Genomic DNA, 25,859 nt, shown 5'->3' on the forward strand with positions numbered 1-25,859 from the left:
GTTTAACCGAATGCCCCTGCTGACAGAGGGTTGAAGTGATAATCGTTATCACTAATATGGTGTTATGCCCTGATGGCTTATCAGATGAGGTGGACCTATGGAACTGCATTCAGAAACCTTTAATCCAGCCGATTTTGCCTGGCGCGGGTTAACGCTCACGCCAGCGGCGGCGGCACATATTCACGAGCTGGTGGCGAAAAAGCCCGAGATCCTCGGCGTGCGTTTGGGTGTCAAACAGACCGGCTGCGCGGGTTTTGGCTACGTGCTCGATACCGTCACCGAACCCGAGAAAGATGACCTGGTATTCGAGACCGACGGCGCGAAACTGTACGTCGCGCTGCAGGCCATGCCGTTTATTGACGGCACCGAAGTGGACTACGTCCGCGAAGGCTTAAACCAGTTATTCAAATTTCATAACCCGAAAGCCCAGAACGAATGCGGCTGCGGCGAAAGCTTTGGGGTATAGGCGGAACTATGTCTCGTAATACTGAAGCAACGAGTGAAGTAAATACCTGGAGCGGTGGGCACCTCAACTATAAAGAGGGGTTCTTCACCCAGCTGCAGACCGATGAGCTGGCAAAAGGCATCAATGAAGATGTCGTGCGGGCGATCTCGGCGAAACGTAACGAGCCGGAGTGGATGCTGGAGTTTCGCCTGAGCGCCTTCCGTGCCTGGCTGGAAATGGAAGAACCGCACTGGCTGAAAGCGCATTATGACAAGCTGAACTATCAGGATTACAGCTACTACTCTGCGCCCTCCTGCGGCAGCTGTGACGACACCTGCGCTTCGCAGCCCGGCGCGGTGCAGCAAACCGGCGCGGAGAACAGCTTCCTCAGCAAAGAGGTGGAAGAAGCCTTTAATCAGCTGGGCGTGCCGGTGCGCGAAGGGAAAGAGGTGGCGGTAGACGCCATTTTCGACTCCGTCTCGGTGGCGACCACCTACCGCGAGAAGCTGGCAGAGCAGGGGATCATTTTCTGCTCCTTCGGCGAAGCGATTCACGATCATCCGGAACTGGTGAAAAAGTACATCGGGACCGTGGTGCCCTCTAACGACAACTTCTTTGCGGCGCTCAATGCGGCGGTAGCCTCGGACGGCACCTTTATCTACGTGCCGAAAGGCGTGCGCTGTCCGATGGAGCTTTCCACCTATTTCCGCATCAATGCCGAAAAGACCGGTCAGTTCGAACGCACGATTCTGGTCGCAGATGAAGGCAGCTACGTCAGCTATATAGAAGGGTGTTCCGCCCCGGTTCGCGACAGCTACCAGCTGCACGCGGCGGTGGTGGAGGTCATCATCCACAAAGATGCCGAGGTGAAATACTCCACGGTGCAAAACTGGTTCCCGGGCGACGGCAATACCGGCGGTATCCTGAACTTCGTCACCAAGCGTGCGCTGTGCGAAGGGGAAAATAGCAAGATGTCCTGGACCCAGTCAGAAACCGGCTCGGCCATCACCTGGAAATACCCAAGCTGCATTCTGCGCGGGGATAACTCCATCGGCGAGTTTTACTCGGTGGCGCTCACCAGCGGCCATCAGCAGGCCGATACCGGCACCAAGATGATCCACATTGGTAAAAACACCAAATCGACCATTATCTCGAAAGGCATCTCCGCCGGTCACAGCCAGAACAGCTATCGCGGGCTGGTGAAAATCATGCCGACGGCCACCAATGCGCGAAACTTCACCCAGTGTGACTCGATGCTGATTGGCGCAGATTGCGGGGCGCATACCTTCCCGTACGTCGAATGCCGTAATAACACGGCCCAGCTTGAACACGAGGCGACCACGTCGCGGATAGGAGAAGATCAGCTCTTCTACTGCCTGCAGCGCGGGATCAGCGAAGAAGACGCCATCTCGATGATCGTTAACGGCTTCTGTAAGGATGTGTTCTCTGAACTGCCGCTGGAATTTGCCGTTGAAGCCCAGAAACTCCTCGCCATTAGTCTTGAACACAGCGTCGGTTAAGGAAAGCACATGTTAAGCATTAAAGATTTACAGGTCAGCGTAGAAGACAAAGCCATCCTGCGTGGCCTCAATTTTGACGTCAAGCCGGGGGAAGTCCACGCCATCATGGGGCCGAACGGTTCCGGGAAAAGTACGCTTTCTGCGACGCTGGCGGGGCGCGAAGATTATGAGGTGACCCACGGCTCGGTCGAGTTTAACGGCAAAGATCTGCTGGAGATGTCGCCGGAAGACCGTGCGGGCGAGGGCATCTTTATGGCCTTCCAGTACCCGGTCGAAATTCCGGGCGTCAGCAACCAGTTCTTCCTGCAGACGGCGCTGAATGCGGTGCGTAAGTATCGCGGGCTGGAGGCGCTGGACCGCTTCGACTTCCAGGATCTGATGGAAGAGAAGATTAAGCTGCTGAAAATGCCGGAAGATCTGCTGACCCGCTCGGTGAACGTTGGTTTTTCCGGCGGTGAGAAAAAGCGTAACGATATTCTGCAGATGGCGGTTCTGGAACCCGAGCTGTGCATTCTGGATGAGACCGACTCCGGTCTGGACATCGATGCCCTGAAGATTGTCGCTGACGGAGTGAACTCCCTGCGCGACGGCAAGCGCTCGTTTATTATCGTCACCCACTACCAGCGCATTCTGGACTACATCAAGCCGGATTACGTCCACGTGCTTTACCAGGGACGTATTGTGAAATCCGGTGATTTCACGCTGGTTAAACAACTGGAGGAGCAGGGTTATGGCTGGCTTACCGAACAGCAGTAATGCGCTCCAGCAGTGGCACCGGCTGTTTGAAGCCCAGGGGGGCACGCGCTCCGAGCAGGCGCAGCAGCATCTCCAGCAAATGCTGCGTCTCGGGTTGCCGACGCGTAAGCACGAGAACTGGAAATACACCCCGCTTGAGGGTCTGCTGAACGCCGAGTTTGTGACTCGTCTGGCGGATCTCACCCCAGTACAGCGCGACGCGCTGGCCTTGCGTGTCGATGCCCTGCGCCTGGTGTTCGTCGACGGTCAGTTCCGTCCGGAACTGAGCGACACGGTTCAGGAGAGCGGCTTTGAGATTGAGATAAACGACGATCGCCAGCGCCTGAGCGCCCCGGTTCAGCCTGAGGTCTTCCTGCACCTGACCGAGAGTCTGGCCCGCAGCGTGACGCACATCCGCGTGAAGCGTAACCAGCGTCCGGCAAAACCGCTGCTGCTGATGCACATCACTCAGGGGCTGAACGGCGATGAAATCAATACCGCGCACTATCGCCACCATCTGGAGCTGGCGGAGGGGGCGGAGGCCACGGTCATCGAACATTACGTCAGCCTCAATGAGACGCGTCACTTTACCGGATCGCGTCTGACGATGAATGTTGCCGCGAATGCGCAGCTTCATCATGTCAAGCTGGCGTTTGAGAATGCGCAGAGCCACCACTTTGCCCATAACGACATTGTCCTTGGCCAGGATGCCGCGGCGTACAGCCACAGCTTCCTGCTCGGCGGGGCGGTGCTGCGCCACAACACCAGCACGCAGCTTAACGGTGAAAACACCACGCTGCGCATCAACAGCCTGGCGATGCCGGTTAAATCGGAAGTGTGCGACACGCGCACCTGGCTGGAGCACAACAAAGGCTACTGCAACAGCCGCCAGCTGCACAAAACCATCGTCAGTGATAAAGGCCGCGCGGTGTTTAACGGACTGATTAACGTGGCGCAGCACGCCATTAAAACCGACGGGCAGATGACCAACAATAATCTGCTGTTAGGCCGCCTTGCGGAAGTGGACACTAAACCGCAGCTGGAGATCTACGCCGACGACGTCAAATGCAGCCACGGTGCGACGGTCGGGCGAATCGACGACGAGCAGATGTTCTACCTGCGCTCGCGCGGCATCGACCAGCAGGCGGCGCAGAAAATGATTATCTACGCGTTTGCCGCCGAACTGACGGAAGCGCTGCACGATGGTCAGTTAAAACTGCAGGTGCTGGATCGGATCGGTCAGCGCCTGCCTGGAGGCGAAGCATGAGTTTTCCCGTCGAGAAAGTACGGGCAGATTTCCCGGTTCTGACCCGTGAAGTAAACGGTCTGCCGCTGGCCTATCTGGACAGCGCGGCCAGCGCACAGAAGCCGAATCAGGTGGTGGATGCGGAAGCCGAGTTTTATCGCCACGGCTATGCCGCCGTGCATCGCGGTATTCATACCCTGAGCGCCGAGGCGACCCAGCGAATGGAAAACGTGCGTACGCAGCTGGCCGCCTTCCTTAACGCCCGCTCGCCGGAAGAACTGGTCTTCGTGCGCGGAACCACCGAAGGGATTAACCTTGTCGCTAACAGCTGGGGCAACGCTCAGGTTCACGCGGGGGATAACATCATCATCACCCAGATGGAGCACCACGCCAATATCGTGCCGTGGCAGATGCTCTGCGAGCGCGTGGGTGCGCAACTGCGGGTGATCCCGTTAAATGCCGACGGGACGCTGCAGCTCGAGCAGCTAGACGCATTGCTTGACGATAAAACGCGGCTGGTGGCGGTCACCCAGGTCTCCAACGTGCTGGGGACGGAAAACCCGGTGGCAGATATCGTCGAAAAGGCCCATCAGGCAGGTGCAAAGGTGCTGATTGACGGTGCCCAGGCGGTGATGCATCACGCGATTGACGTCCAGGCGCTGGACTGCGATTTCTACGTCTTTTCAGGCCACAAGCTCTACGGGCCGACCGGGATTGGCGTGCTGTATGTGAAAGAAGAGATCCTGCAGGCGATGCCGCCGTGGGAAGGGGGCGGGTCGATGATCGCCACCGTCAGCCTGACGGAAGGCACCACCTATGCGCGCGCGCCGTGGCGTTTTGAGGCGGGCACGCCCAACACCGGTGGGATTATCGGTTTAGGAGCGGCGATTTCTTATGTCTCCTCAATCGGCCTTGATAGCATTCAGGAGTACGAACAGCTGCTGATGCACTATGCGCTTGAGGAGCTTGCCGGCGTGCCGGATCTGACCCTCTACGGGCCTGCCGACCGGCAAGGGGTGATCGCGTTCAATCTCGGGAAACATCACGCCTATGACGTGGGCAGTTTCCTCGATAACTACGGCGTGGCGGTCCGTACCGGGCACCACTGCGCCATGCCGCTGATGGCGTTTTACCAGGTGCCGGCAATGTGCCGCGCGTCGCTGGTGATGTACAACACAACGGAAGAGGTCGACAGGCTGGTGGCGGGGCTTAAGCGCATTCATCAGCTGCTGGGCTAACGGAGAGGCGAAAGATGGCAGAACTGCCGGACAAAGATAAACTGCTGCGTAACTTCTCGCGTTGCGCAAACTGGGAAGAGAAGTATCTCTATATCATTGAGCTGGGACAGCGCTTGCCGCCGCTCAGCGAAGAGGCGCATACCCCGGAGAACAGTATTCAGGGCTGTCAGAGCCAGGTGTGGATTGTGATGGCGCAGTCGGATGACGGCACTGTCGAACTGCACGGCGACAGCGATGCGGCCATTGTAAAAGGGCTTATTGCGGTCGTCTTTATTCTTTATCACCGGATGTCGGCGCAGGATATTGTCGCGTTTGATGTCCGCCCGTGGTTTGAAAAAATGGCCCTGACCCAACACCTCACCCCGTCTCGTTCCCAGGGACTGGAAGCGATGATTCGCGCCATCCGCGCCAAAGCTGCAATCCTTAGCTAGACTTACAGAACAGCATTCATTCTGTTTCGCGAGGTGGTTCCCGCCTCGCTGGTTTTTCAGCTTTCTGGCGTTCTGTCAGTGAATAAGGAATCTCAGCATGAAGCGCGCGTCTCTAATAACTCTATTACTCCTCAGTTCGCTCGGCGCCCTTAATTCGGCCCGCGCGATGGACTATCCGTTGCCGCCCGCAGGCAGTCGTCTGATTGGGCAAAATCAAACCTACACGATACAGGAAGGGGATAATAAGCTGCAGACCATCGCCCGTCGGTTTAATACGGCGGCACAGGTGATCCTGGAAACGAACAATACCATTGCGCCGGTAAACCCTGCGCCGGGAACCGTGATTACCATCCCGTCGCAGATGCTGCTGCCGGACACGCCGCGCGAGGGCATTGTGGTGAACCTCGCAGAGCTTCGGCTCTACTACTTCCCGCCGGGAGAAAACATCGTTCAGGTCTTCCCGCTCGGCATCGGACAGCTGGGGCTGGAAACGCCGGTCACGACCACGCGCGTGAGCCAGAAAATCCCTAATCCTACCTGGACACCTACGCCGGGCATCAGAGCACGCTCTCTGGAGCAGGGAATTAAATTACCTCCGGTGGTACCTGCCGGGCCCAATAACCCCCTGGGACGCTTCGCACTGCGTTTAGGCGTGGGCAATGGGGAATATCTCATCCACGGCACCAGCGCACCGGACAGCGTCGGCCTGCGGGTCAGCTCCGGCTGTATGCGGATGAATGCCCCGGACATCAAAGCCCTGTTCGAACAGGTGCGGGTGGGCACGCGGGTACAGATTATCAATGAACCCGTTAAGTTCTCTGTGGAGCCGGATGGTAAACGCTATATTGAAGTCCACCGCCCGCTGGCGCAGGCTGAGGGAGAAAACCCGCAGGTCTCGCCCATTACCCATTCCGCAGACTTTGCCACCTTTGTTTCTCAGGCGGGAAGCGACAAGGCGCTGATTGATAAAGCCCTGTCACGCCGTGCCGGGATCCCGGTTATCGTGTCGTCAGGCAGCGGCCCGTCAGCCAGCAATAGCGTGTTGTCGGTGCAGAACAGTCGGATGTCCGCAGCGGTAGCGGAAGATGAAGGGGAGAAGGTGACGCAGTAGTGGTTTGACGCAGGCAAAAAAAATGGCGCACAATGTGCGCCATTTTATTAACAGGTACTATTACTTACGGTATTTAGTAGCCTGGTTGTCCAGACGCTGGTTAGCGCGAGCTGCGTCGTCTTTAGCAGCCTGAACGTCGGAACGCATTGCGTTCACGTCGTTGCTCAGCTGGTCAACTTTAGCGTTCAGAGTCTGAACGTCAGAAGACAGCTGATCGATTTTAGCGTTGCTGGAGCAACCAGCCAGCAGAGTAGAACCCAGGATTACCGCGCCCAGTACCAGTTTAGTACGATTCATTATTAATACCCTCTAGATTGAGTTAATCTCCATGTAGCGTTACAAGTATTACACAAAGTTTTTTGGGTTGAGAATATTTTTTTGATGGGAATACACCTATTTTTGATCGTTCGCTCAAAGAAGCATCGAATCAGCCCTTTTCGGGCAAAAATCTAAGTAAAAAAAGGCATTTATCATCGGATTCATCTTAGATAATTCGCAATTAAATAGAAAAACCCGATTTGCAATTTGAATGACTTTGGCTAATGCGAGGAATAAAAAAAGCGCCCGGCGGGCGCTTTTTATCAAAATTAATTCGTTCGGAAATTATTACAGCACGTGAACAGATGCGGTATTGGTGGTGCCGCTTGGTACCAGCGCACCAGAAACCATGACCACAACGTCACCTTTCTGTGCCAGACCACGATCCACCAGCTCCAGCGCCACTTCTTTACCCAGACGGTAGAAATCATCCGTAGACGCGATCTCTTTCACCAGGTGAGGGATCACGCCTTTGCTCAGCACCAGCTGACGGGCAGTGGTTTCGTTGGTGGTCAGTGCCAGGATAGTCGCATCCGGGAAGTATTTACGCACCGCGCGAGCAGATTTACCGCCCTGGGTGGCAACCACGATCAGTGGTGCTTCCAGTTTCTCAGCCGTCTCTACAGCACCGCGGCATACTGCTTCGGTGATGCGCAGTTTGCGGCTGTCGTTGTTGTAGTCCAGACGGCTTTTCATAACGCGGTCGGTACGTTCGCAGATGGTGGCCATGATGGACACCGCTTCCAGCGGATATTTACCTTTCGCGGATTCGCCGGACAGCATAACGGCATCAGTACCGTCGAGGATGGCGTTTGCCACGTCGCCTGCTTCAGCGCGGGTTGGGCGTGGGTTTTTGATCATGGAGTCCAGCATCTGCGTTGCGGTGATAACCACTTTACGCGCGCGCACGCATTTCTCGATCATCATCTTCTGCGCGAAGATCACTTCTTCGACCGGGATTTCTACGCCCAGGTCGCCACGTGCAACCATGATGCCGTCAGACGCTTCGAGGATTTCGTCGAAGTTGTTCAGGCCTTCCTGGTTTTCAATTTTGGAGATGATCTGGATCTTCTCGCCGCCGTGGGCTTTCAGGTGCTCACGAATTTCAACCACGTCGGAGCGCTTACGGATGAAGGAGGCAGCAACGAAGTCAACGCCTTGCTCGCAACCGAAGATCAGGTCCTGTTTGTCTTTTTCAGCCAGGGCTGGCAGCGCGATGGAAACGCCCGGCAGGTTAACGCCTTTGTTTTCGCCCAGGTCGCCGTTGTTCAGCACTTTACAGATAACCTTGTTACCTTCGATCGCGGTGACTTCCATACCGATCAGACCATCGTCTACCAGCACGGTGTTACCGACGGACAGATCGCTGGTGAAACCTTCGTAGGTCACTGCAACGATTTCGCTGTTGCCGACAACAGTTTTGTCGGTGGTGAAGGTGAAGGTCTGGCCCGCTTTCAGAGAGACGTCGTTACCGCCTTCCAGTTTGATGGTACGGATTTCTGGACCTTTGGTATCCAGCAGGATCGCGGCTTTTTTACCGGTCTTGCTCATTACGTTGCGCAAGTTCTGGATACGCTGACCGTGTTCTGCGTAATCGCCGTGGGAGAAGTTCAGACGCATCACGTTCATGCCGGCGTCCAGCATTTTGGTCAGCATCTCTTCAGATTCGGTTTTCGGGCCGATAGTACAAACAATTTTCGTCTTTTTCATGACAGTCTTAGTCTTTAAGTTGGGAAGGATATGGAAATCTCGCTCCGGGGGCGCACCGCCGCGGAGTCAAACCTGTGTTGCAAAAGAGTATATGACACGCACTAAGGATAGGAGACATCAAATGAGCGTGCAGAAGAAAGTGTGCCTGAGTGACAGCCCAACGAAGGAGTGGAGAAGTTGTACGTTGTTTTTTGTATTCCAAGCGCTGAAACCATTCACCAGGGATTTGGCGCGCATTATACGCTGATTTTAAGATAAAAGGAAAATGGAAACGGTGTTTCAGAAATAATCTGTGCTGTTTCTCATAATATTGTTATCAAGGCGTTAAGCCATGATGACAACTTGTGGCGGCAGGTGATAGACCTGCCGCCATTTGCTTATTTCTGCAGCGCCTGGCTGAGGTCGGCAATCAGGTCTTTGGGATCTTCAATCCCGACTGACAGACGGATCAGCTGCGGCACAATGCCGTTTGCCAGGCGTTGCTCCAGCGGAATCGAGGCGTGCGTCATGCTGTAAGGCTGACTCACCAGACTTTCCACGCCGCCCAGGCTCTCCGCGAGGGTGAACAGCTTCAGGTTGCGTATCACCTCGGTGGCGCGTTGCGCATCGCCTTTGACCACGACAGAAATCATCCCGCCGGGCAGGGCCATCTGCGTACGGGCAAGCTGATATTGCGGATGTGATTCCAGGCCGGGATAGAACACCTTTTCGACCAGAGGATGCTGATCGAGCCATTGCGCAATCGCCAGCGCGTTGGTGCTGTGCTTTTCGACCCTCAACGCAAGCGTGCGAATACCGCGCAGCGTCAGGAAGCTGCTGAACGGATCCAGTACGCCGCCCACCGCGTTTTGCAGATAGCCCAGCTTATCCGCCAGTTCCTTGTTGTCCCCGACAATCGCCAGCCCGGCCACCACGTCAGAATGGCCGTTCAGGTATTTGGTGGCGGAGTGCACCACAATGTCGAAACCCGACTCCAGCGGACGATGGATCACCGGCGACGCGAAGGTGTTATCCGCCACGCTGATGACGTTATGACGACGGGCGATTGCCGCGATGGCCGCCAGATCCGCCAGCTTCAGCAGCGGGTTGGTTGGCGTCTCGACCCACACCATGCGGGTATCCGGGCGAATGGCGGCCTCAAGCCCGGCTAAGTCGTCCGGTTTAACCCAGCTGACCTGCAGGCCGGTGCTGCGCTTGCGCACGTTCTCGATCAGACGGTATGTGCCGCCGTATACATCATCAATAGCGACGATGTGGCTGTCTTTATCCAGCAGTTCGAGCACCGTGGAGATGGCCGCCAGACCGGAGGCAAAGGCGTAGCCGCGCGTGCCGCCTTCCAGTTCGGCAATCGCCGTTTCCAGCGCATGGCGGGTAGGGTTGCCGCTGCGGGAGTACTCATATCCGGTATGCTCCCCGGGCGCGGGTTGCGCAAAAGTCGAGGTGGCGTAAATCGGCGGCATGACGGCGCCGTGCTGGTCGTTAAACTCGCCGCTGTGGACGCTGAGGGTGGCCAGATTTTTCATCATTAATTCCTTTATTGCTGAAGACGGTTGCGCCAGGCGGTCAGAACGTCGCTGCGCGTAATCAGACCGAGAAAACGGTCGTTGTCATTAATCACGGCCACCAGACCGCGGTCGAAGATGGCGTTCAGGGCGCTTTCCGGGGCGTGTTTATCCAGGAACTCCACCTGACGCGTCATGGCTGCCGTCACCGGAAGCGCGAAGCGATCGCCGTCGCCGCCGATGTGCCGCAGGAGATCCCACTCGTCGATAATGCCCACCACCTTGCCGTTCTCCAGCACCGGCAACTGGGAGATGTCATACAGGCGCATCCGTGCCAGGACGGTGGAGAGCGTGTCGTCCGGGGCGGCGGTGACGGTGGCGCCTTCATCGTGGCGCAGGGCAATGTAGTCAGAGAGATCGCCGGCCTGGGGGCGCGTGATGAGTCCCTGCTGTCGCATCCAGTCGTCGTTGAACATCTTCGAGAGATATTTATTGCCGCTGTCACAGGCGAAGGTCACCACGCGCTTCGGCGCGGTCTGCGCCTGGCAATACTTCAGCGCGGCCGCCAGCAGCGTGCCGCTGGAGGAGCCCGCCAGAATGCCTTCCGTTTTCAGCAGCTCGCGCGCGGTGGTAAACGCTTCCCGGTCGGTGATACGCCAGGCGCGATTCACCCCTTCAATGTGGGCCAGCGGCGGAATAAAGTCTTCGCCAATACCCTCAACCAGCCAGGAGCCCGCATCGTGGTAGCGTCCGGTCTCCACCTGGTCGGCCAGAACGGAACCGGCCGGATCAGCCAGGACAAACTCCGTGTGCGGAGAGTGCTCGGCGAACCACGCCTGGAGGCCGCCCAGGGTACCGCCTGAGCCGACGCCCACCACGATGGCGTCGATCCTGCCGTCAAGCTGCTCATACAGTTCCGGCGCCGTGGTGGTGCGGTGCGCCAGCGGGTTGGCTTCGTTATTGAACTGGTCGATGTAAAACGCGCCGGGCAGTTCGTTCGCCAGACGCTGGGCGTAATCCTGGTAATAGGCAGGATGGCCCTTGTTGACGTCGGAGCGGGTCAGCACCACCTGGGCACCCAGCGCTCGCAGGTGGAAAATCTTCTCGCGGCTCATTTTGTCCGGCACCACCAGGATCAGCGAGTAGCCTTTCTGGGCGGCGATCAGGGCCAGACCGAGGCCGGTATTGCCCGCCGTGGCCTCAATAATCGTGCCGCCCGGCTGCAGCTGCCCGGTGCGTTCCGCTTCGTTAATCATCGACAGCGCAACGCGATCCTTAATCGAACCGCCCGGATTCTGGTTCTCCAGCTTCAGGAACAGCGAGCAGGGACCGGTATCAAGCTTATGCAGCTGGATCAGCGGGGTACGACCAATCAGTTCAGTGACGGAGTGATAAATCGTCATGATGTTTTCCTTTCTGGATGTCATGACGGGATGATAGGGCGGTGAAATTTTCTCAATAAAGAACCATTCACTGCTCTTTAGATCAGAAAGGAATATAAATGCCGTTTTTGGAAGTCAGGACAGCAAGACGTAAAGTTGTCTGGATGTGAGGATGGCTATATTGGCATGAAATGCTGAAAAAATGACCGTTTTTCGCAGGCATTCGCCAGCAGATATGCATCCGGCAGATAATCATTGCTGAAATTGGTCTAAATGCATCCCACCCGGTAAATCCGCTGTTTATTTCCGAAAGTTATAACAAATTCTTTTTTGTTCATTTAAAAGCTGATAACGCCTGTTTACTATCGTTTGGACATCCATACTGCTAAACCGCCATGAGCGGCACGGATAACGAATAATAATGATTGTACTGAGCAATATTTCGAAGGTTTTTGACAACGGAAAGGTGGCACTCACAGCCGTTGATAACGTCAATTTGACGATAGCACAGGGACAGATATACGGGATTATCGGTTACAGCGGGGCAGGTAAAAGCACGCTGATTCGTCTGCTCAACGGCCTGGAAAAACCCAGCGCCGGTAGCGTCACCATTAATGGACAGGACATTTCGGCGGCAAAAGGTGAAGCGCTGCGTCAGGCGCGCCTGAAAATCAGCATGGTGTTTCAGCACTTCAACCTGCTGTGGTCGCGCACGGTCAGCGAGAATATTGCGTTCTCGATGCAGATTGCCGGCGTGCCGAAAGCAAAAATCACCGCCCGCGTCGCCGAGCTGGTGGAGCTGGTCGGCCTGAAAGGTCGCGAGCATGCCTACCCGTCTCAGCTCAGTGGCGGCCAGAAACAGCGCGTCGGCATCGCCCGTGCGCTGGCTAACAACCCTGACGTGCTGCTCTGCGATGAAGCCACGTCCGCGCTTGACCCGCAGACCACCGATCAGATCCTCGATCTGCTGCTCGATATTAACCGCCGGTTCAAATTGACCATCGTGCTGATCACGCACGAGATGCATGTGGTGCGCAAAATCTGCGACCGCGTGGCGGTGATGGAGAACGGTAAAGTCGTTGAAGAGGGCGACGTGCTGAGCGTCTTTACCCATCCGCAGCAGCCGATTACGCAGCAGTTTGTCCGTCAGGTGAGCCAGTATGCTGAAGAAGAAACGTTCAATACAGAACTGGCAAACGATCTGGAAGGTACGGTCATCAGACTGACCTTTACCGGGCACAGCACGCATAAGCCGATCGTGGGTGAACTGACCCTGCGCTATGGCCTGCCGTTTAATATCCTGCACGGGAAAATGACGCAAACCGCCCACGGCGTGTTTGGCCAGCTCTGGGTACATGTAGTGGCATCCGATGAACAACTGAACAATATCCTCGCCGACCTGAAGCACAGCGATATTGAAGGCGAGGTGATTAAACATGGCTGAGGATCTCTTTCCGCATCTCAAGTGGGACCAGCTCTGGGCGGCGACGCTGGAGACGCTGTACATGACCGCGCTGTCCGGCGTGGCGACTTTTGTACTGGGTATCGTGCTGGGTCTGGCGCTGTTTTTAACCGCACGCGGCGGGCTGTTCCACAACCGGACGGTCTACAGCGTCATTTCGATTGTGGTGAACGTGTTCCGCTCGATTCCGTTCATCATTCTGATTGTCCTGCTGATCCCGTTCACCAAGACCGTCGTCGGCACCATCCTTGGCGCCAACGCGGCGCTGCCGGCGCTGATTGTGGGTGCCGCACCGTTCTACGCACGCCTGGTGGAGATCGCCCTGCGTGAAGTGGATAAAGGCGTCATAGAAGCAACGCGCTCGATGGGCGCACGACTGAGCACGTTAGTGTTTCGGGTTTTACTGCCGGAATCATCACCTGCACTGGTATCAGGTATTACGGTGACGCTCATTGCGCTGGTGAGCTACAGCGCAATGGCGGGGGTGATTGGCGCCGGTGGTTTGGGAAATCTGGCTTATCTGGAAGGATTCCAGCGCAACCATGGTGACGTCACGCTGGTGGCAACGGTGACCATTTTAATCATCGTTTTCATTATCCAGTTCTGCGGCGATGTCATTACTTCACTGTTAGATAAACGCTAATAAATACACACAGGAACCACATCATGAAAAAGACACTGACACTGATCGCTGCCGCAACCCTGAGCGCCCTGAGCTTCGCTTCCTGGGCTGACACCCTGACCGTGGGCGCATCCAACACGCCGCACGCCGAAATTCTGGAGCAGGCAAAGCCGATTCTGGCGAAGCAGGGGATCGACCTGGAGATTAAACCGTTCCAGGACTATATTCTGCCGAACACCGCGCTGGCGGGTCATGACATCGACGCGAACTATTTCCAGCACATTCCTTACCTGAACAGCGTGCTGAAAGATCATGCGGGCGATAAAGACTACGATTTTGTCAGTGCGGGCGCGATCCACATTGAGCCAATCGGCATCTACTCCAAAAAATACAAGTCGCTGAAAGACCTGCCGGAAGGCGGCAAAATCATCATGCGTGACGCGGTTTCTGAAGAGGGGCGTATTCTCTCTATCTTCGAAAAAGAGGGTGTGATCAAGCTGAAGCCGGGCATCGATAAAGTGACCGCGCGCATCAGCGATATCGTCGAGAACCCGAAAAAGCTGAAGTTCACGCCTAACGTTGAAGCGTCTCTGCTGCCGCAGATGTACAACAACAACGAAGGCGACGCGGTGGTGATTAACGCCAACTATGCGATTGACGCGGGTCTGGATCCGGTTCACGACCCGATTGCGGTTGAGAGCGGTGAAAACAACCCGTATGCCAACATCATCACCGTGCATCGCGGTGACGAGAAGAAGAAAGACATCGTCGCGCTGGTGAACGTGCTGCACTCAAAAGAGATTCAGGACTGGATCCGCACCAAGTACAAAGGCGCGGTCATTCCAGTAAATAACTAATTTACTGATTTTACAGATGAAGCCCGGCGAGTTTCTCGCCGGGCTTCTTTTTTGTATCCGGCTGGAGAATCATTTAAGCTCAACGTTTAACAGGCAATGGAGTGATGACGATGGGTAACGTGACCAAAGATGAAGCGCTGTACCAGGAGATGTGCCGGGTGGTCGGGAAGGTGGTGCTTGAGATGCGTGATTTAGGGCAGGAGCCAAAGCATATTGTCATTGCCGGAGTCCTGCGTACCGCGCTGGCGAACCAGCGCGTGAAACGCAGTGAATTGACAACCGAAGCGATGGAAACGGTGGTTAAAGCGCTGGCCGGGTAAAGCGCCAGCGCTTCGCAAGCTGCTCGAGCGAGCAGCAGAGCAGGTAGTAGACCACGCCCGTAAAGATAAAAATGGCCGCCGGGTAGATTTGCACCCGGTTGTTGACCTGTCCCGCCACCGTGGTCAGTTCCGGGACGTTCACGATAAACGCCAACGACGTATCCTTCAGCAGGCTGATAAAAATCCCCACCAGCGACGGCAGAATGTTCCTCAGCGCCTGTGGCAGCAGCACGCGCCACAGGGTTTGCTGCGTGCTGAATCCCTGTGACAGTGCAGCTTCGTACTGCCCGGACGGTAGCGCATTAAGTCCGGCCAGTACCGAGTGCATTACGGTAGCCGCCGTAAACCAGGCCAGCGCCAGCGTGACGGTCAGCGCCCCCGGCAGATCGCCCCCGGTAATGAGCGGCAGGAGATACCACATCCAGAAAATTACGAAGATGAGCGGGATACCGCGAATCAGCTCTGCCCACAAAAAGAGGGTCTTGCGCACGAGCCCGGTAAAGCGCCAGGCCAGACACGCGAGCACTATCCCACCGGGCAGAGCAATGACGGCGGCCCCAATCGCCATCATCAACGAGAGCAATACGCCCCCCGGTTCACCCGTTGCCGCGCGTCCCCACAGCAGATAATCGAGGTTATCGGTGATGACATTAAGTCCGGCAATCATGTTTTTCACTCCCTGAGGTGGCGACGTTTGGGCGTTTACGTTTCGCTTCAGGTCCAATGCGAACCAGCACCATCCCCATGACCAGGCCGGTCAGCAGATAGAGTGCGGTTCCGAAGGTAAATGCTTCCAGCGCGTGCGCGTTATAGCTCTCAATCTGCCTGACCTGATAGGTCAGCTCGGCGAAGCCAATCCCGCTGGCGAGCGAGGAGAGCTTCATCAGATTAAGGTACTGGCCAACGACCGGCTGCCAGGCGTTGGCCAGCCCCTGCGGCAGCAGGATGTAGCGAAACAGGCGCCACGCGGAGAATCCCTGAGCGAGCGCCGCCTCCCGCTGTCCGGCAGGTACGGAACGTAAGCCCGACTCCACCTCTTCAATTAAAAACGCCGAGGTAAAGACACCCAACCCCCAGGCAGAACATAAAAATTCGGGCGTAAACCACCAGACGTCGCCGGGCAGAATTGACCAGCTGTGATCCGCGTTCACCGCGTCGCGGAACGCCTGCGGTAGACCGTTCCAGGCGGCAAAATACCAGAACAGCAGCTGCACCAGCAGCGGCGTATTGCGAAACAGCGACACCCAGCTGCTAACGACCGCGTTCCCGAGGCGTCCGCCGGAAAGGCGCAGAAGCATAAAGAGCAATGCGAGCAGGCTGGCCAGCATCATCCCGGCAAGCGTTACCCACAGGGTGGTGAGGAATCCGGAGAGTATCCACTGCAGAGGCTGTCCGGTCAGTACCCCCTGCCAGTCGAGCGCGGGCATTACAGATGCTCCTGATGCAGCGGGTTGAGCACCTTTTGCAGGAACCGCTGCGCGCGCGGATGCGAGGGCCGACTGAAAAATTGCGCCGGCGGCGCAATTTCCAGAATTTGCCCCCCGTCGATAAAGACGACTCTGTCGGCAATCTCCCGGGCGAACTGCATCTCATGGGTTACGACAATCATCGTGATCCCGCTGTGGGCGAGGGCTTTCATCACAAACAGCACTTCACCAATCATCTCCGGATCCAGCGCCGAGGTGGGCTCATCGAACAGGATGATTTGTGGTGAAGAGGCCAGGGCACGGGCAATCGCGACGCGCTGCTGCTGCCCGCCGGAAAGCTCTGCCGGGAAATGGTGGGCTTTTTCCAGCATCCCGACCTTCTCCAGCAGGGCCAGCGCGCGCGCCTGGGCAGGCTGTGGATTCCAGCCGTGAACGTGCTCCAGTGCCAGGGTGATGTTCTGGCTGGCGGTGAGATGGGCGTAAAGATTGAATTGCTGGAACACAAACCCCACGCGGCTACGCAGCTGACGCAGCCCGGTACCGGAGAGCTTTCCGGTAGGCTTGTTATCGATCAGAATCTCCCCGCCGCTCAGGGTTTCAAGCTGGTTGATGAGACGAATCAGGGTGGATTTACCGGAACCCGACGGGCCGAGGATGGCGACCACTTCACCGGGGGTGATGGTGAGATTAATGTCGTTTAAAACCTGATGGTCACCGTAGCGTTTGTCCACATGACGAAACTCGACGCTGGCCTGTTCCAGATGTGAAAAATCCGCGGCACCGGCCGCGGAGTGTGAAAATAAACCTGAGAGCATAATTATCTGGCTTCTATTTTAAAGGCGCGAGGCTGCGGGGCAGGCGTGTTTGGGCCAAACCAGACATCGTAGATTTTTGCTGCCTGACCGTTCTTCTCGAGATTAACCAGCTCGTCGTTAACGGCCTTCAGCAGCGCCGTTTCACCTTTCCTCACCCCCACGCCAATCTCTTCTTTACTGAGCAGATCGGGCAGGATTTTGAAGTTCGCTTTATCCGGCGCCTGCGCCAGCAGACCGGCCAGAATGGTGCTGTCCTGGGTAATGGCCTGGACGTTACCATTGCGCAGTGCGGTCAACGCCAGGGGAATGTCGTCATAAGAGAGGACGCGGGACTGCGGGAAACGCTGGTGCAGCGCCTGCTCGCCCGTCGTGCCTTTGACCGCGCCAATGCGCGCCCGGCTATAGTCATCGAGCTTGTCCGGTGATTTCACCGGAACGAGGAACTGCTGGCCGGTGACGAAGTAAGGCGTCGAGAAATCAATCACCTGCGCGCGTTCCGGGGTGATGGTGATATCTGCCACGATCAGGTCTGCTTTCCCGGACTGCAGCAGCGGAATACGGTTGGCCGGATTGGTGGCAACCAGTTCAAGCTTCACGCCGAGCGATTTTGCCAGCGCTTTGGCGAAGTCCACGTCGTAACCCACGATCTCGTGCGTTTTGGCATCAATCGAGCCAAACGGCGGGTTGGCGTCAAACGTGGCCACTTTCACCACCCCTGCGGCCTTAATATCCGCCAGCTGATCGGCCTGTGCCTGCGCTGAAAGCAGGCTCCCCGCCGCCAGTAATCCCAGAACCAGTGTCCGTTTGGTAAACCCTTTCATGTTTGCTGCCATAGTCATACGCCATCCCGTTGTTTTTGTTTTACCCCGCTACGCTCCCATAAGCGAAAGCTATCGCCAAATAAGAAATCGTTCTTTGCTTTGAGCAAAAAAGCATTAGTGAACAAGGTGTTAATGAAGCGTGAAAAGAACGGGAGGCTATTTGCAAATCCTGCACATGGACAGTGGATTTTGGTATTTCACCCGCGCGGCATTTGAGTGCTTAACTGAGGTCAGACACGGCGAGAGAGGGTAAGGCGATGAAAAAGTGGATCAGCACGTTACGGCGGTTTTTTGCGACCCGACCAGTGAATGCGGAGAACAGCGCGCAACGTGTTCTTGAGTCAATACTGCCTGTCGCCAGCCTGTATGGCGTAGACGTTGCCAACATTGACCCGGAGTGGTTCCATGATAAAACGTCACGCTGAACTGCGCCGCACGCGCGAAACGTACTGGAACGAGGTGTGCGTGACGTTTAACGAGTGAAATAAAAAAGCACCGGTTTCCCGGTGCTTTTTTATTAGATCTTGCAGGCGTCGCCGCAGTCGTCGTCGGCGACAATCGCCTGCGCTTTTTTATCCGCGTCGTCCAGACGTTCCGCATTACGCTCTTCTGCTTCATCCAGACCGTTAAAGACTAAATTATCGAGATCAATTTCCATGTTGCACCTGCTCTGTTCAGTTTTCGATACTGGCACAGTATAGGGCAAAAAAAGCCAGCAATGTACCTCGCAGCACATAAGGATAATCCCTGCCATACTCAGTGCTTTATCGCTGAGGAGAGCACATGATTACACTCTGTAAAACCTGCGGAACGGCTTACGATACACGGCCTGAGAAATGCCCGATCTGCGAGGATGAACGCCAGTATGTCCCCAGCACGGGGCAGGCGTGGACCGATCTCGATACCGTCACCGCCACGCATAGCAACAAATGGCAGCAGCTGGAGCCGCGATTGTTTGGGATCAAAACGGTCCCGGCGTTTGCGATCAACCAGCGGGCGCTGCTGCTGCAAACGCCCCACGGCAATATTCTCTGGGACTGTATCGCCAACCTCGACCCCGCAACCAAAACGCTCATTACCGCCCTCGGCGGCATCAGCGCGATTGCGATTTCACATCCGCACTATTACACCACGATGCAGGAGTGGGCTGCGGCGTATGATGCGCCGGTGTACCTGCACGCCAGCGACAGCGAGTGGGTGATGCGCGACAGCCCGGCCATTCATTTCTGGGAGGGGGATGCGCTGGAGATTTTCCCGTCGGTCACCTTGCTGCGTCTGGGGGGGCATTTTGCCGGGGGAACGGTGCTGCACTGGCAGGAGGGGGACGGGGTGCTGCTGGCGGGCGATATTCTGCAGGTCACGCCGGGTAAAGACGCCGTCTCGTTTATGTGGAGCTACCCGAACTATCTTCCACTGCCGGCCCGCACCGTGGCGTCGGTCGTGAATCATCTGGAAGGCAGAACGTTTGAACGTCTGTACGGCGCGTTCGAAGGGCAGAACATCCTCGCTAACGCGGACGAAATTGTGCAGCGCTCGGGCCAGAAATATATTGCTTGTCTGAAGTAAACCCCGATGGGTAAACTTTACGAGTGTGATCTCGATCATACCTAAACTAAAACAGATAAAAGAGACATTGCTATGCAACATATCATTGAAGGTTTTCTCAGCTTTCAAAAAGAGATTTTCCCGCAACGTAAAGAACTCTTCCGCAGTTTAGCGTCCAGCCAGAATCCCAAAGCGCTGTTCATCTCATGCTCCGACAGCCGTCTGGTCCCGGAACTTGTCACCCAGCAAGAGCCAGGACAACTCTTTGTCATTCGTAATGCTGGCAACATCGTGCCGCCGTTCGGACCCGAGCCTGGCGGTGTGTCCGCTACCATCGAATACGCCGTTGTGGCGCTGGGCGTCACGGATATCGTGATTTGTGGTCACTCCAACTGCGGCGCGATGAAGGCGATTGCCGATAACGCGAACCTGGAGCCGATGCCTGCCGTGTCACACTGGCTGCGCTATTCCGACGCGGCGAAAGCCGTGGTGGAGAAAAAAACTTGGGATAAGCCGATCGATAAGGTCAATGCGATGGTGCAGGAGAACGTGTTTGCGCAACTGAGCAACATTAAGACCCATCCTTCCGTCGCGGTGGGCCTGCGTAATAACTCCATCCGACTGCACGGCTGGGTGTACGACATTGAAAGCGGCGAAATCCTCGCCCTGAATAAAGAGACGAAAACCTTCGTTTCGCTGTCGGAAAACCCGGAAGTCTTCTTCGAGTAATCCGCGACAGCAGGGCACGGATGCCCTGTCAGTTTTCAAAATAGGGCAATCTCCGCCGCACCCCCGACGCGGGTTTTTCCGCCGCTTGCGCCATCGCCTCTGCAATCTCTGCACACTCCGCCAGCCCCTGAACGAAGGGACGATCGTGCATCAGCCAAGGTATCGCACCGAAGGTGATGCGCCCGCGAACGGTGTCAGGCGCTTTTAAGGTGTAATCCTCGCCGATATCGGGTATCTCATCGCCGGTCGCTTCCAGCTGTTTTCGCAGCGTCGGGAAGGGCAGATCTTTCGTTTTGAGCGGCCTTTGCCCGCGCGCATCAATAAAAACGTCGAAGCGGTAAACGGTCTCTTGTGTGGTTATCACCGTTCGATCGCTGCCAACGTCGAGCGTGTAGTCGTCACCGAGCGCGGCCACGCTGATGATGCCGGCTTCGCGAAGTGCGAGCAGCCTGCGGATAGACTGCGGAGGGATGGCGGCATAGTTGTCGATAAATACCCGAGCCAGCCCCTGTTTGAAGCGTTCAACGTCTCGATCGCTGAGATGGGGAACGATCTCCTGAACCACTTCATGCAGCCGAAGCACGGTATAGCGCCAGGCCACGGTACGGCGTTCGCGTTTATTTTTCTCAACTTCTTTCAGGTTATCTTCCGCCCAGGTAAAGGGTCCGTGCCGTTTACGATCCTCAAACCAGGCCTCACGAAGGGTGTCCGCATTCAGCGTATGCAGAGACATTTTTTCGCACCACGCCGGATCGGCAAGCTGAAGCTCTTTGACCATCAGGACAAAGATACGATCGAGCAGGCCATCCGGTCCTTTGGCAATCTCGCTTTCTAACACGCGTTCGGTCAATATCGACAGCGGCTCGTAAGGAATAGGGCAGTAAAAATCGGCTTCCGGCAGAATGCCCGTCCGGGACATCAGGACAATCTCCAGCGCCTCGCTGCCTTTATTTAGCACAAATTTATCATCGCGAAACGCACCGTGCTGCATTACGACCGCCATGGCCGCGTCGAGACCGCTTAACGATGTCCCCATAATACCGACGCGACAGGGCGGAATACTGGCGTCCATCAGACCGGACCACGGGCTGGGGAAGAACGTGCGCGTGGCTTCATCCTCCTCTGGCCAGACGTGGCCGGTGGCGATAACCGCAAGGTCGAAGCGTTCAGGAAAGGCGCTGCCGTTGACGGAAAGCGTAACGCCTTCTTTCGAGGGCACGATATCGGTGACCTGGGCGGATTTATGGACATCAACCTGAAATCCCCGTTTTTCCGCCTCTTTTACGATGGACCGAAAGCTGTCGCGGAAATACTCACCCAGCAGGAGCCGGGGCAGGAACTGTCGGTCATGCAGGCGGGCTTTATCAACCTTAAAGCGTGCCAGATGGGCTTCGCTCTGGCCTTTGAGCCAGTCGAGGTAGGTCATAAAAATGGGCGGGATTTCAATACTTGCGATATTTGCCAGCATCAGACGAGAGTTATCGTCGTCGTTATAGGGCATACCCACGCCCGCTTCATCACTTTGTTCAAAGACGGAGACCGAAAGCGGCTGCGGGTTTTTAAGAAGGGCGTAAAAGGTATAAATCCCTGTTGGGCCGGAACCGATAATGGCGATTTTCTTCATCGACGGTTGTCCTCTCTTTTTTCCATGAGAAAAGCGTAGCAGGAGAACAGTAATGAAAATGAAGGATTAGGAAAATTCAGGCTATCAGAGGAGAATTTGCACCATTTCAGGACTGAAATGGTGCGTCCGAGTGGACTCGAACCACCGACCCCCACCATGTCAAGGTGGTGCTCTAACCAACTGAGCTACGGACGCAGAATGGTGCGTTCAATTGGACTCGAACCAACGACCCCCACCATGTCAAGGTGGTGCTCTAACCAACTGAGCTATGAACGCAACGTGTTGTCGGTGACAACGGGGACGAATATTAGCGGCACAGCACCGAGGTGGCAAGAGGGAAAATGCAATTTTCTCTCTGATTTCACGCGATTGCTGTATTACCGCGCAAAGTGAAGAGAAAGTAGCCGCCGGGTGGCGGCTACTGCGTATTTAACGGGCAGCGCGTTGCAAAATGATCGTTGATGGCTGGCGCTGCAGGAAGCGCATGCGCATCATCATCATAATCGCCGCCGACGTCAGGCCGATGATAAAGCCCATCCAGAACCCCGCTGGTCCCATGCGGTCAACCACAAGGTCGGTCAGGGCCAGAATATAACCACACGGCAGACCCAGCACCCAGTAGGCGATGAAAGTGATAAAGAAAATGGAGCGCGTGTCTTTATAACCGCGCAGCACGCCGCTGCCAATCACCTGGATGGAGTCCGAAATCTGGTAAATCGCAGCCAGCAGCATCAGGTGCGATGCCAGCGTAACGACTTCCGGATTGTCGTTATAGAGCAGGGCAATCTGCTCGCGAAGCGCCACGGTGAAAAGCGCTGTGCAAATGGCCATGCAGACGCCGACGCCCAGTCCGGTCCGCGCGGCGGTTTGCGCATCTAGCGTCGAACCTTGTCCCAGGCGGAAGCCCACGCGAATCGTCACTGCCGCGGCCAGCGACATTGGCAGGACGAACATCAGGGAGCTGAAGTTCAGCGCAATCTGGTGCCCGGCCACGTTCACAATGCCCAGCGGGGAGACCAGCAGGGCAACCACGGCAAACAGGGTCACCTCAAAGAACAGCGCAAGGGCAATCGGCAACCCTAACTGCACCAGACGCGTCATGATGCTCCAGTCCGGCGTGCTGAATCTGTTCTCGTTGCGAATGTCGCGCATGGAGCGGGCGTGCTTCACGAAGGTAAGCATCGAGAAGAACATCACCCAGTAAACGGCTGCTGTCGCCACGCCGCAGCCGACGCCGCCCAGTTCCGGCATCCCGAAATGACCGTAGATAAAGATATAGTTAACCGGGATGTTGACCAGCAGCCCGATAAAACCCATCACCATCCCGGGCTTGGTTTTCGCCAGGCCTTCACACTGGTTACGCGCTACCTGGAAAAAGAGGTAGCCGGGCGCACCCCAAAGCAGGGCACGCAGATAGCCCACGGCTTTATCCGCCAGGGCCGGGTCAATGTTATGCATAGCGCGGATGATATGGCCCGCGTTCCAGAGCACGACCATGATCAGCACGGAGACAAACCCTGCCAGCCAGAACCCCTGACGGACCTGATGGGCAATGCGCTCGCGACGACCCGAGCCATTGAGCTGAGCGATAACAGGCGTGAGTGCGAGCAGCAGACCGTGGCCGAACAGGATGGCCGGAAGCCAGATTGACGTACCGATAGCCACGGCCGCCATATCGGTGGCGCTGTAGCCACCTGCCATTACCGTATCCACAAATCCCATTGCGGTCTGGGCCACTTGCGCGATGATCACTGGTATAGCCAGTGCCAATAACTGGCGCGCTTCATTCATGTACTTCTGCACGTGAACACCTTTATTTTGTTGTTATTTGAGAGACTAAAAAAGCCGCCGAAACGGGCAGCGAGAAGAAAATGCAGGGGGGTGCCAGCTATTGTAGCGGGCTTTAGCTATTTATCTAGTGAAAAAATCGCCAGAAAATGCGCTCCGCTGGCAACCTGTTTTTCCAACTGTTATTGTGGTGGGATTAAACGGTGTCACCACCGTCCGGAAAAAACAGGAGTTGTAAGCATGTTTACTGGTATTGTGCAGGGCACCGCCAAAGTGGTGTCCATTGATGAAAAACCTAATTTCCGTACTCATGTTGTTGAGCTGCCGGAATATATGCTTGAGGGCATTGAAACCGGTGCGTCGATTGCGCATAACGGCTGCTGCCTGACCGTGACCGAAATTAACGGCAACCAGATTAGCTTTGATTTAATGAAAGAGACGCTGCGGATCACTAACCTGGGCGAGCTGGTGGTAGGCGATACCGTCAACGTTGAGCGCGCGGCGAAGTTCAGCGATGAGATTGGCGGTCACCTGATGTCCGGGCACATCATGACCACTGCCGAAGTGGCGAAAATCGTGACCTCGGAAAATAACCGTCAAATCTGGTTTAAAATGCAGGACCCGTCATTAATGAAATACATCCTCTATAAAGGATTTATTGGCATTGACGGGATTAGCCTGACGGTGGGAGAAGTGACGCCAACGCGTTTTTGCGTGCATTTAATTCCTGAAACGCTGCAGCGCACCACGCTGGGCACCAAAAAACTGGGGCATCGTGTGAATATCGAAATCGATCCGCAAACCCAGGCGGTGGTGGATACGGTTGAGCGCGTGCTGGCAGCAAAAGAAGCCGCAATAATAAAGACCACTGAAGAAGAATAAAAAATAACCCCGGATATCCGGGGTTATTTTTTAGCGTGCGACACGCAGTCCGTGTTCAATCCCCCGGCTGAATACCACCTGCCAGAGCTGAATATCCCGTGCGCGAAACGCCCCCGCGCAGGCATTCAGATAATAGCTAAACATCCGTTTGAATCGCTCAGAATAGTTGTCCGCAATCTCAGGCCAGGTCTCCTGAAAACGCGCATGCCATGCCATCAACGTGGTGTCGTAATCCGCGCCAAAGTTATGCCAGTCTTCCATCACAAAATGGGATTCGCTGGCGTTGGCAATCTGGCGAACGGACGGTAAACAGCCATTCGGAAAGATGTATTTATTGATCCACGGGTCAACGTTATTGTCGGTCCGCTTAGAGCCGATGGTGTGCAGCAGGAAGATGCCGTCCGGTTTCAGATTACGATCCACCACCTCAAAATAGGTGTCGTAGTTTTTCGGCCCGACGTGCTCGAACATGCCGACGGAAACGACACGGTCAAACTGTTCATTCAGATCACGGTAATCCTGCAGCCGGATATCCACATCGAAACCCTGGCAGCGCTCCCGCGCCATTTTTTGCTGTTCCGCTGAAATCGTGACGCCCACTACGCTGACGCCATAGTGCTTCGCCATAAAATACGCCAGCCCACCCCAGCCGCAGCCGATATCCAGCACGCGCATGCCGGGCTGTAGCTGCAGCTTCTCGCTAATCAGACGCAGCTTTGCCTGCTGCGCTTCTTCAAGCGTCGACGCGTCTTTCCAGTAGGCGCAGGAGTACTGCATGAACGGGTCCAGCATACGGCTGAACAGGTCATTGCCGAGATCGTAATGCTCTTTGCCGACGATCCACGCGCGTTTTTTACTTTGCAGATTGAACAGTCGGGCAGAGGCGACGCGCAGGGTGTCTTTCAGATTGCGCGGGAGTTGGTTTTCCAGACCGGCACGCAGCACGCTGGCAAAAAAGGTATCCAGACGTTCGCACTCCCACCAGCCGTCCATATAACTTTCTCCCAGGCCTAACGATCCCTGCCGCAATACGCGTTTAAAAAAGTCGGGATGTTTAACCTGAGGATCGGATGGCGATGATCCATTGATAGTGATGCCTGCTCGACCTAACAGTTCACTGACGATCCGGGACCAGTTATCGTCCGGAACGCTGACTTCTTCTATACACGATGAACTCATAGCTTCTCCATCACCCTGATGTGATCAGAACCTTCAAACAGCGTAGACGCTTTTTTTGGTTTGTGAGAAATCTCACGGTAAATACCGCGAGGCTAATATCCGACGTAGAACAGAGGAAGGGAGATTACCCTTGCCGAAATGCCTTCCATG

At 55.9% G+C, this 25,859-nt stretch carries 27 protein-coding genes and 2 tRNA genes; 15 read left to right on the top strand and 14 right to left on the bottom strand.

All coding sequences use genetic code 11. The features are described from left to right. Positions 1-97: 97 nt before the first annotated feature. The 7 genes from sufA (at position 98) to GXP72_RS09605 (ending at position 6,726) form a co-directional block, all read left to right on the top strand. On the top strand, positions 98-466 hold the full coding sequence (gene sufA / locus GXP72_RS09575; protein ID WP_008500631.1) for a Fe-S cluster assembly scaffold SufA: 369 nt from the start codon (positions 98-100) through the stop codon (positions 464-466). 8 nt (positions 467-474) lie between these two features. Next, the gene (sufB, locus tag GXP72_RS09580; protein WP_024909392.1) at positions 475-1,965 is read left to right on the top strand and encodes a Fe-S cluster assembly protein SufB; all 1,491 of its coding nucleotides are present in this window, start codon (positions 475-477) and stop codon (positions 1,963-1,965) included. 9 nt (positions 1,966-1,974) lie between these two features. Next, on the top strand, positions 1,975-2,721 hold the full coding sequence (sufC, locus tag GXP72_RS09585; protein ID WP_014831592.1) for a Fe-S cluster assembly ATPase SufC: 747 nt from the start codon (positions 1,975-1,977) through the stop codon (positions 2,719-2,721). After that, positions 2,696-3,967, top strand: coding sequence for a Fe-S cluster assembly protein SufD (gene sufD / locus GXP72_RS09590; protein WP_090417266.1), 1,272 nt, complete (start codon positions 2,696-2,698; stop codon positions 3,965-3,967). Before sufC ends, sufD begins: the two co-directional genes overlap by 26 nt. Next, positions 3,964-5,184 carry a cysteine desulfurase SufS gene (gene sufS / locus GXP72_RS09595; RefSeq protein ID WP_090417264.1) on the top strand — a complete coding sequence of 407 codons (1,221 nt, stop codon included), beginning with the start codon at positions 3,964-3,966 and terminating at the stop codon, positions 5,182-5,184. The genes sufD and sufS overlap by 4 nt, the downstream gene beginning before the upstream one ends. A 14-nt stretch (positions 5,185-5,198) precedes the next feature. Then, complete coding sequence (sufE, locus tag GXP72_RS09600) at positions 5,199-5,615, top strand: cysteine desulfuration protein SufE (protein WP_048991554.1); 417 nt, start codon at positions 5,199-5,201, stop codon at positions 5,613-5,615. A 97-nt stretch (positions 5,616-5,712) separates the two neighbouring features. Continuing rightward, a complete protein-coding gene (locus tag GXP72_RS09605) occupies positions 5,713-6,726 on the top strand; it encodes a L,D-transpeptidase family protein (protein ID WP_090417262.1) in 1,014 nt (337 codons plus the stop codon). Between the two features lie 60 nt (positions 6,727-6,786). Here the strand turns inward: GXP72_RS09605 and lpp are convergent, their stop codons facing one another. The 4 genes from lpp to GXP72_RS09625 form a co-directional block, all read right to left on the bottom strand. Next, on the bottom strand, positions 6,787-7,023 hold the full coding sequence (gene lpp, locus GXP72_RS09610; RefSeq protein WP_001082307.1) for a murein lipoprotein Lpp: 237 nt from the start codon (positions 7,021-7,023) through the stop codon (positions 6,787-6,789). Positions 7,024-7,332: 309 nt separating this feature from the next. After that, the gene (gene pykF / locus GXP72_RS09615; protein WP_024909386.1) at positions 7,333-8,754 is read right to left on the bottom strand and encodes a pyruvate kinase PykF; all 1,422 of its coding nucleotides are present in this window, start codon (positions 8,752-8,754) and stop codon (positions 7,333-7,335) included. A 377-nt stretch (positions 8,755-9,131) separates the two neighbouring features. Further along, complete coding sequence (locus GXP72_RS09620; protein ID WP_024909385.1) at positions 9,132-10,277, bottom strand: PLP-dependent aspartate aminotransferase family protein; 1,146 nt, start codon at positions 10,275-10,277, stop codon at positions 9,132-9,134. An 11-nt stretch (positions 10,278-10,288) separates the two neighbouring features. Further along, positions 10,289-11,659 carry a cystathionine beta-synthase gene (locus GXP72_RS09625; RefSeq protein WP_032651000.1) on the bottom strand — a complete coding sequence of 457 codons (1,371 nt, stop codon included), beginning with the start codon at positions 11,657-11,659 and terminating at the stop codon, positions 10,289-10,291. A 400-nt stretch (positions 11,660-12,059) separates the two neighbouring features. On the opposite strand from GXP72_RS09625, the gene GXP72_RS09630 reads away from it, so the two are divergent. The 4 genes from GXP72_RS09630 to fumD all read left to right on the top strand — a co-directional run bounded on the left by GXP72_RS09630 (position 12,060) and on the right by fumD (position 14,899). Beyond that, positions 12,060-13,082 (top strand): ATP-binding cassette domain-containing protein, encoded by a 1,023-nt coding sequence (locus tag GXP72_RS09630; RefSeq protein WP_024909383.1) that lies wholly within the window; start codon positions 12,060-12,062, stop codon positions 13,080-13,082. Beyond that, on the top strand, positions 13,075-13,743 hold the full coding sequence (locus GXP72_RS09635) for a methionine ABC transporter permease (RefSeq protein WP_024909382.1): 669 nt from the start codon (positions 13,075-13,077) through the stop codon (positions 13,741-13,743). Before GXP72_RS09630 ends, GXP72_RS09635 begins: the two co-directional genes overlap by 8 nt. 23 nt (positions 13,744-13,766) lie before the next feature. Beyond that, a complete protein-coding gene (locus GXP72_RS09640; protein WP_008500616.1) occupies positions 13,767-14,579 on the top strand; it encodes a MetQ/NlpA family ABC transporter substrate-binding protein in 813 nt (270 codons plus the stop codon). 110 nt (positions 14,580-14,689) lie between these two features. Further along, positions 14,690-14,899 carry a fumarate hydratase FumD gene (fumD, locus tag GXP72_RS09645; RefSeq protein WP_008500615.1) on the top strand — a complete coding sequence of 70 codons (210 nt, stop codon included), beginning with the start codon at positions 14,690-14,692 and terminating at the stop codon, positions 14,897-14,899. On the opposite strand, the gene GXP72_RS09650 is transcribed toward fumD, so the two are convergent. The 4 genes from GXP72_RS09650 to GXP72_RS09665 are packed head-to-tail and all read right to left on the bottom strand — an operon-like array spanning position 14,880 to position 17,974. Continuing rightward, positions 14,880-15,566 (bottom strand): amino acid ABC transporter permease, encoded by a 687-nt coding sequence (locus GXP72_RS09650; protein ID WP_024909381.1) that lies wholly within the window; start codon positions 15,564-15,566, stop codon positions 14,880-14,882. The genes fumD and GXP72_RS09650 overlap by 20 nt on opposite strands. Further along, positions 15,550-16,326, bottom strand: a complete 777-nt coding sequence (locus tag GXP72_RS09655; RefSeq protein WP_032651006.1) for an amino acid ABC transporter permease — start codon at positions 16,324-16,326, stop codon at positions 15,550-15,552. The genes GXP72_RS09650 and GXP72_RS09655 overlap by 17 nt, the downstream gene beginning before the upstream one ends. Then, positions 16,326-17,141, bottom strand: a complete 816-nt coding sequence (locus GXP72_RS09660) for an amino acid ABC transporter ATP-binding protein (RefSeq protein ID WP_090417260.1) — start codon at positions 17,139-17,141, stop codon at positions 16,326-16,328. The genes GXP72_RS09655 and GXP72_RS09660 overlap by 1 nt, the downstream gene beginning before the upstream one ends. Before the next feature lie 2 nt (positions 17,142-17,143). Beyond that, positions 17,144-17,974, bottom strand: a complete 831-nt coding sequence (locus tag GXP72_RS09665) for an ABC transporter substrate-binding protein (protein WP_175557792.1) — start codon at positions 17,972-17,974, stop codon at positions 17,144-17,146. Positions 17,975-18,219: 245 nt separating this feature from the next. Here GXP72_RS09665 and GXP72_RS09670 point away from each other — a divergent pair, with 245 nt between their 5' ends. After that, positions 18,220-18,387, top strand: a complete 168-nt coding sequence (locus GXP72_RS09670) for a hypothetical protein (protein WP_014831607.1) — start codon at positions 18,220-18,222, stop codon at positions 18,385-18,387. Positions 18,388-18,479: 92 nt separating this feature from the next. Here GXP72_RS09670 and GXP72_RS09675 read toward each other — a convergent pair whose 3' ends face one another. After that, positions 18,480-18,620, bottom strand: a complete 141-nt coding sequence (locus tag GXP72_RS09675; protein WP_003857665.1) for a hypothetical protein — start codon at positions 18,618-18,620, stop codon at positions 18,480-18,482. Positions 18,621-18,745: 125 nt separating this feature from the next. Here GXP72_RS09675 and GXP72_RS09680 point away from each other — a divergent pair, with 125 nt between their 5' ends. Then, positions 18,746-19,528, top strand: coding sequence for an MBL fold metallo-hydrolase (locus GXP72_RS09680; protein WP_090417258.1), 783 nt, complete (start codon positions 18,746-18,748; stop codon positions 19,526-19,528). Positions 19,529-19,600: 72 nt separating this feature from the next. Continuing rightward, positions 19,601-20,236: a carbonic anhydrase gene (locus GXP72_RS09685; protein ID WP_024909376.1), complete on the top strand. Its 636-nt coding sequence runs from the start codon at positions 19,601-19,603 to the stop codon at positions 20,234-20,236. Between the two features lie 28 nt (positions 20,237-20,264). Here the strand turns inward: GXP72_RS09685 and GXP72_RS09690 are convergent, their stop codons facing one another. The 4 genes from GXP72_RS09690 to mdtK form a co-directional block, all read right to left on the bottom strand. Beyond that, the gene (locus GXP72_RS09690; protein ID WP_090417256.1) at positions 20,265-21,860 is read right to left on the bottom strand and encodes an FAD-NAD(P)-binding protein; all 1,596 of its coding nucleotides are present in this window, start codon (positions 21,858-21,860) and stop codon (positions 20,265-20,267) included. 118 nt (positions 21,861-21,978) lie between these two features. Next, positions 21,979-22,055, bottom strand: a tRNA-Val gene (locus GXP72_RS09695). Between the two features lie 4 nt (positions 22,056-22,059). Further along, positions 22,060-22,136 (bottom strand) — tRNA-Val (locus GXP72_RS09700). Positions 22,137-22,289: 153 nt separating this feature from the next. Then, positions 22,290-23,663 carry an MdtK family multidrug efflux MATE transporter gene (gene mdtK / locus GXP72_RS09705; RefSeq protein WP_024909374.1) on the bottom strand — a complete coding sequence of 458 codons (1,374 nt, stop codon included), beginning with the start codon at positions 23,661-23,663 and terminating at the stop codon, positions 22,290-22,292. Between the two features lie 225 nt (positions 23,664-23,888). Between mdtK and GXP72_RS09710 the strand changes: the two genes are divergently transcribed. Further along, positions 23,889-24,530, top strand: coding sequence for a riboflavin synthase subunit alpha (locus tag GXP72_RS09710; protein WP_208763795.1), 642 nt, complete (start codon positions 23,889-23,891; stop codon positions 24,528-24,530). A 30-nt stretch (positions 24,531-24,560) separates the two neighbouring features. Here GXP72_RS09710 and cfa read toward each other — a convergent pair whose 3' ends face one another. After that, entirely contained in the window at positions 24,561-25,709 is a 1,149-nt protein-coding gene (gene cfa / locus GXP72_RS09715) for a cyclopropane fatty acyl phospholipid synthase (RefSeq protein WP_208763796.1), read from the bottom strand. Positions 25,710-25,859: the final 150 nt, after the last annotated feature.

The sequence above is a fragment of the Enterobacter sp. SES19 genome (genome assembly GCF_011765665.1).
GTDB classification, from domain to species: domain Bacteria; phylum Pseudomonadota; class Gammaproteobacteria; order Enterobacterales; family Enterobacteriaceae; genus Enterobacter; species Enterobacter pseudoroggenkampii.

Excerpts from the sequence above, each read along its gene's own strand:
- GXP72_RS09650 (WP_024909381.1), bottom strand. The coding sequence starts at position 15,566 with ATGATTGCCGGACTTAATGTCATCACCGATAACCTCGATTATCTGCTG.
- sufS (WP_090417264.1), top strand. The coding sequence starts at position 3,964 with ATGAGTTTTCCCGTCGAGAAAGTACGGGCAGATTTCCCGGTTCTGACC.
- GXP72_RS09655 (WP_032651006.1), bottom strand. The coding sequence starts at position 16,326 with ATGCCCGCGCTCGACTGGCAGGGGGTACTGACCGGACAGCCTCTGCAG.
- GXP72_RS09605 (WP_090417262.1), top strand. The coding sequence starts at position 5,713 with ATGAAGCGCGCGTCTCTAATAACTCTATTACTCCTCAGTTCGCTCGGC.
- GXP72_RS09665 (WP_175557792.1), bottom strand. The coding sequence starts at position 17,974 with ATGGCAGCAAACATGAAAGGGTTTACCAAACGGACACTGGTTCTGGGA.
- GXP72_RS09690 (WP_090417256.1), bottom strand. The coding sequence starts at position 21,860 with ATGAAGAAAATCGCCATTATCGGTTCCGGCCCAACAGGGATTTATACC.
- sufA (WP_008500631.1), top strand. The coding sequence starts at position 98 with ATGGAACTGCATTCAGAAACCTTTAATCCAGCCGATTTTGCCTGGCGC.
- sufB (WP_024909392.1), top strand. The coding sequence starts at position 475 with ATGTCTCGTAATACTGAAGCAACGAGTGAAGTAAATACCTGGAGCGGT.
- GXP72_RS09630 (WP_024909383.1), top strand. The coding sequence starts at position 12,060 with ATGATTGTACTGAGCAATATTTCGAAGGTTTTTGACAACGGAAAGGTG.
- GXP72_RS09620 (WP_024909385.1), bottom strand. The coding sequence starts at position 10,277 with ATGAAAAATCTGGCCACCCTCAGCGTCCACAGCGGCGAGTTTAACGAC.
- GXP72_RS09635 (WP_024909382.1), top strand. The coding sequence starts at position 13,075 with ATGGCTGAGGATCTCTTTCCGCATCTCAAGTGGGACCAGCTCTGGGCG.
- GXP72_RS09670 (WP_014831607.1), top strand. The coding sequence starts at position 18,220 with ATGAAAAAGTGGATCAGCACGTTACGGCGGTTTTTTGCGACCCGACCA.
- GXP72_RS09625 (WP_032651000.1), bottom strand. The coding sequence starts at position 11,659 with ATGACGATTTATCACTCCGTCACTGAACTGATTGGTCGTACCCCGCTG.
- sufC (WP_014831592.1), top strand. The coding sequence starts at position 1,975 with ATGTTAAGCATTAAAGATTTACAGGTCAGCGTAGAAGACAAAGCCATC.
- GXP72_RS09660 (WP_090417260.1), bottom strand. The coding sequence starts at position 17,141 with ATGCTCTCAGGTTTATTTTCACACTCCGCGGCCGGTGCCGCGGATTTT.
- lpp (WP_001082307.1), bottom strand. The coding sequence starts at position 7,023 with ATGAATCGTACTAAACTGGTACTGGGCGCGGTAATCCTGGGTTCTACT.
- GXP72_RS09675 (WP_003857665.1), bottom strand. The coding sequence starts at position 18,620 with ATGGAAATTGATCTCGATAATTTAGTCTTTAACGGTCTGGATGAAGCA.
- sufD (WP_090417266.1), top strand. The coding sequence starts at position 2,696 with ATGGCTGGCTTACCGAACAGCAGTAATGCGCTCCAGCAGTGGCACCGG.
- GXP72_RS09680 (WP_090417258.1), top strand. The coding sequence starts at position 18,746 with ATGATTACACTCTGTAAAACCTGCGGAACGGCTTACGATACACGGCCT.
- sufE (WP_048991554.1), top strand. The coding sequence starts at position 5,199 with ATGGCAGAACTGCCGGACAAAGATAAACTGCTGCGTAACTTCTCGCGT.
- GXP72_RS09640 (WP_008500616.1), top strand. The coding sequence starts at position 13,767 with ATGAAAAAGACACTGACACTGATCGCTGCCGCAACCCTGAGCGCCCTG.
- GXP72_RS09710 (WP_208763795.1), top strand. The coding sequence starts at position 23,889 with ATGTTTACTGGTATTGTGCAGGGCACCGCCAAAGTGGTGTCCATTGAT.
- cfa (WP_208763796.1), bottom strand. The coding sequence starts at position 25,709 with ATGAGTTCATCGTGTATAGAAGAAGTCAGCGTTCCGGACGATAACTGG.
- pykF (WP_024909386.1), bottom strand. The coding sequence starts at position 8,754 with ATGAAAAAGACGAAAATTGTTTGTACTATCGGCCCGAAAACCGAATCT.
- fumD (WP_008500615.1), top strand. The coding sequence starts at position 14,690 with ATGGGTAACGTGACCAAAGATGAAGCGCTGTACCAGGAGATGTGCCGG.
- GXP72_RS09685 (WP_024909376.1), top strand. The coding sequence starts at position 19,601 with ATGCAACATATCATTGAAGGTTTTCTCAGCTTTCAAAAAGAGATTTTC.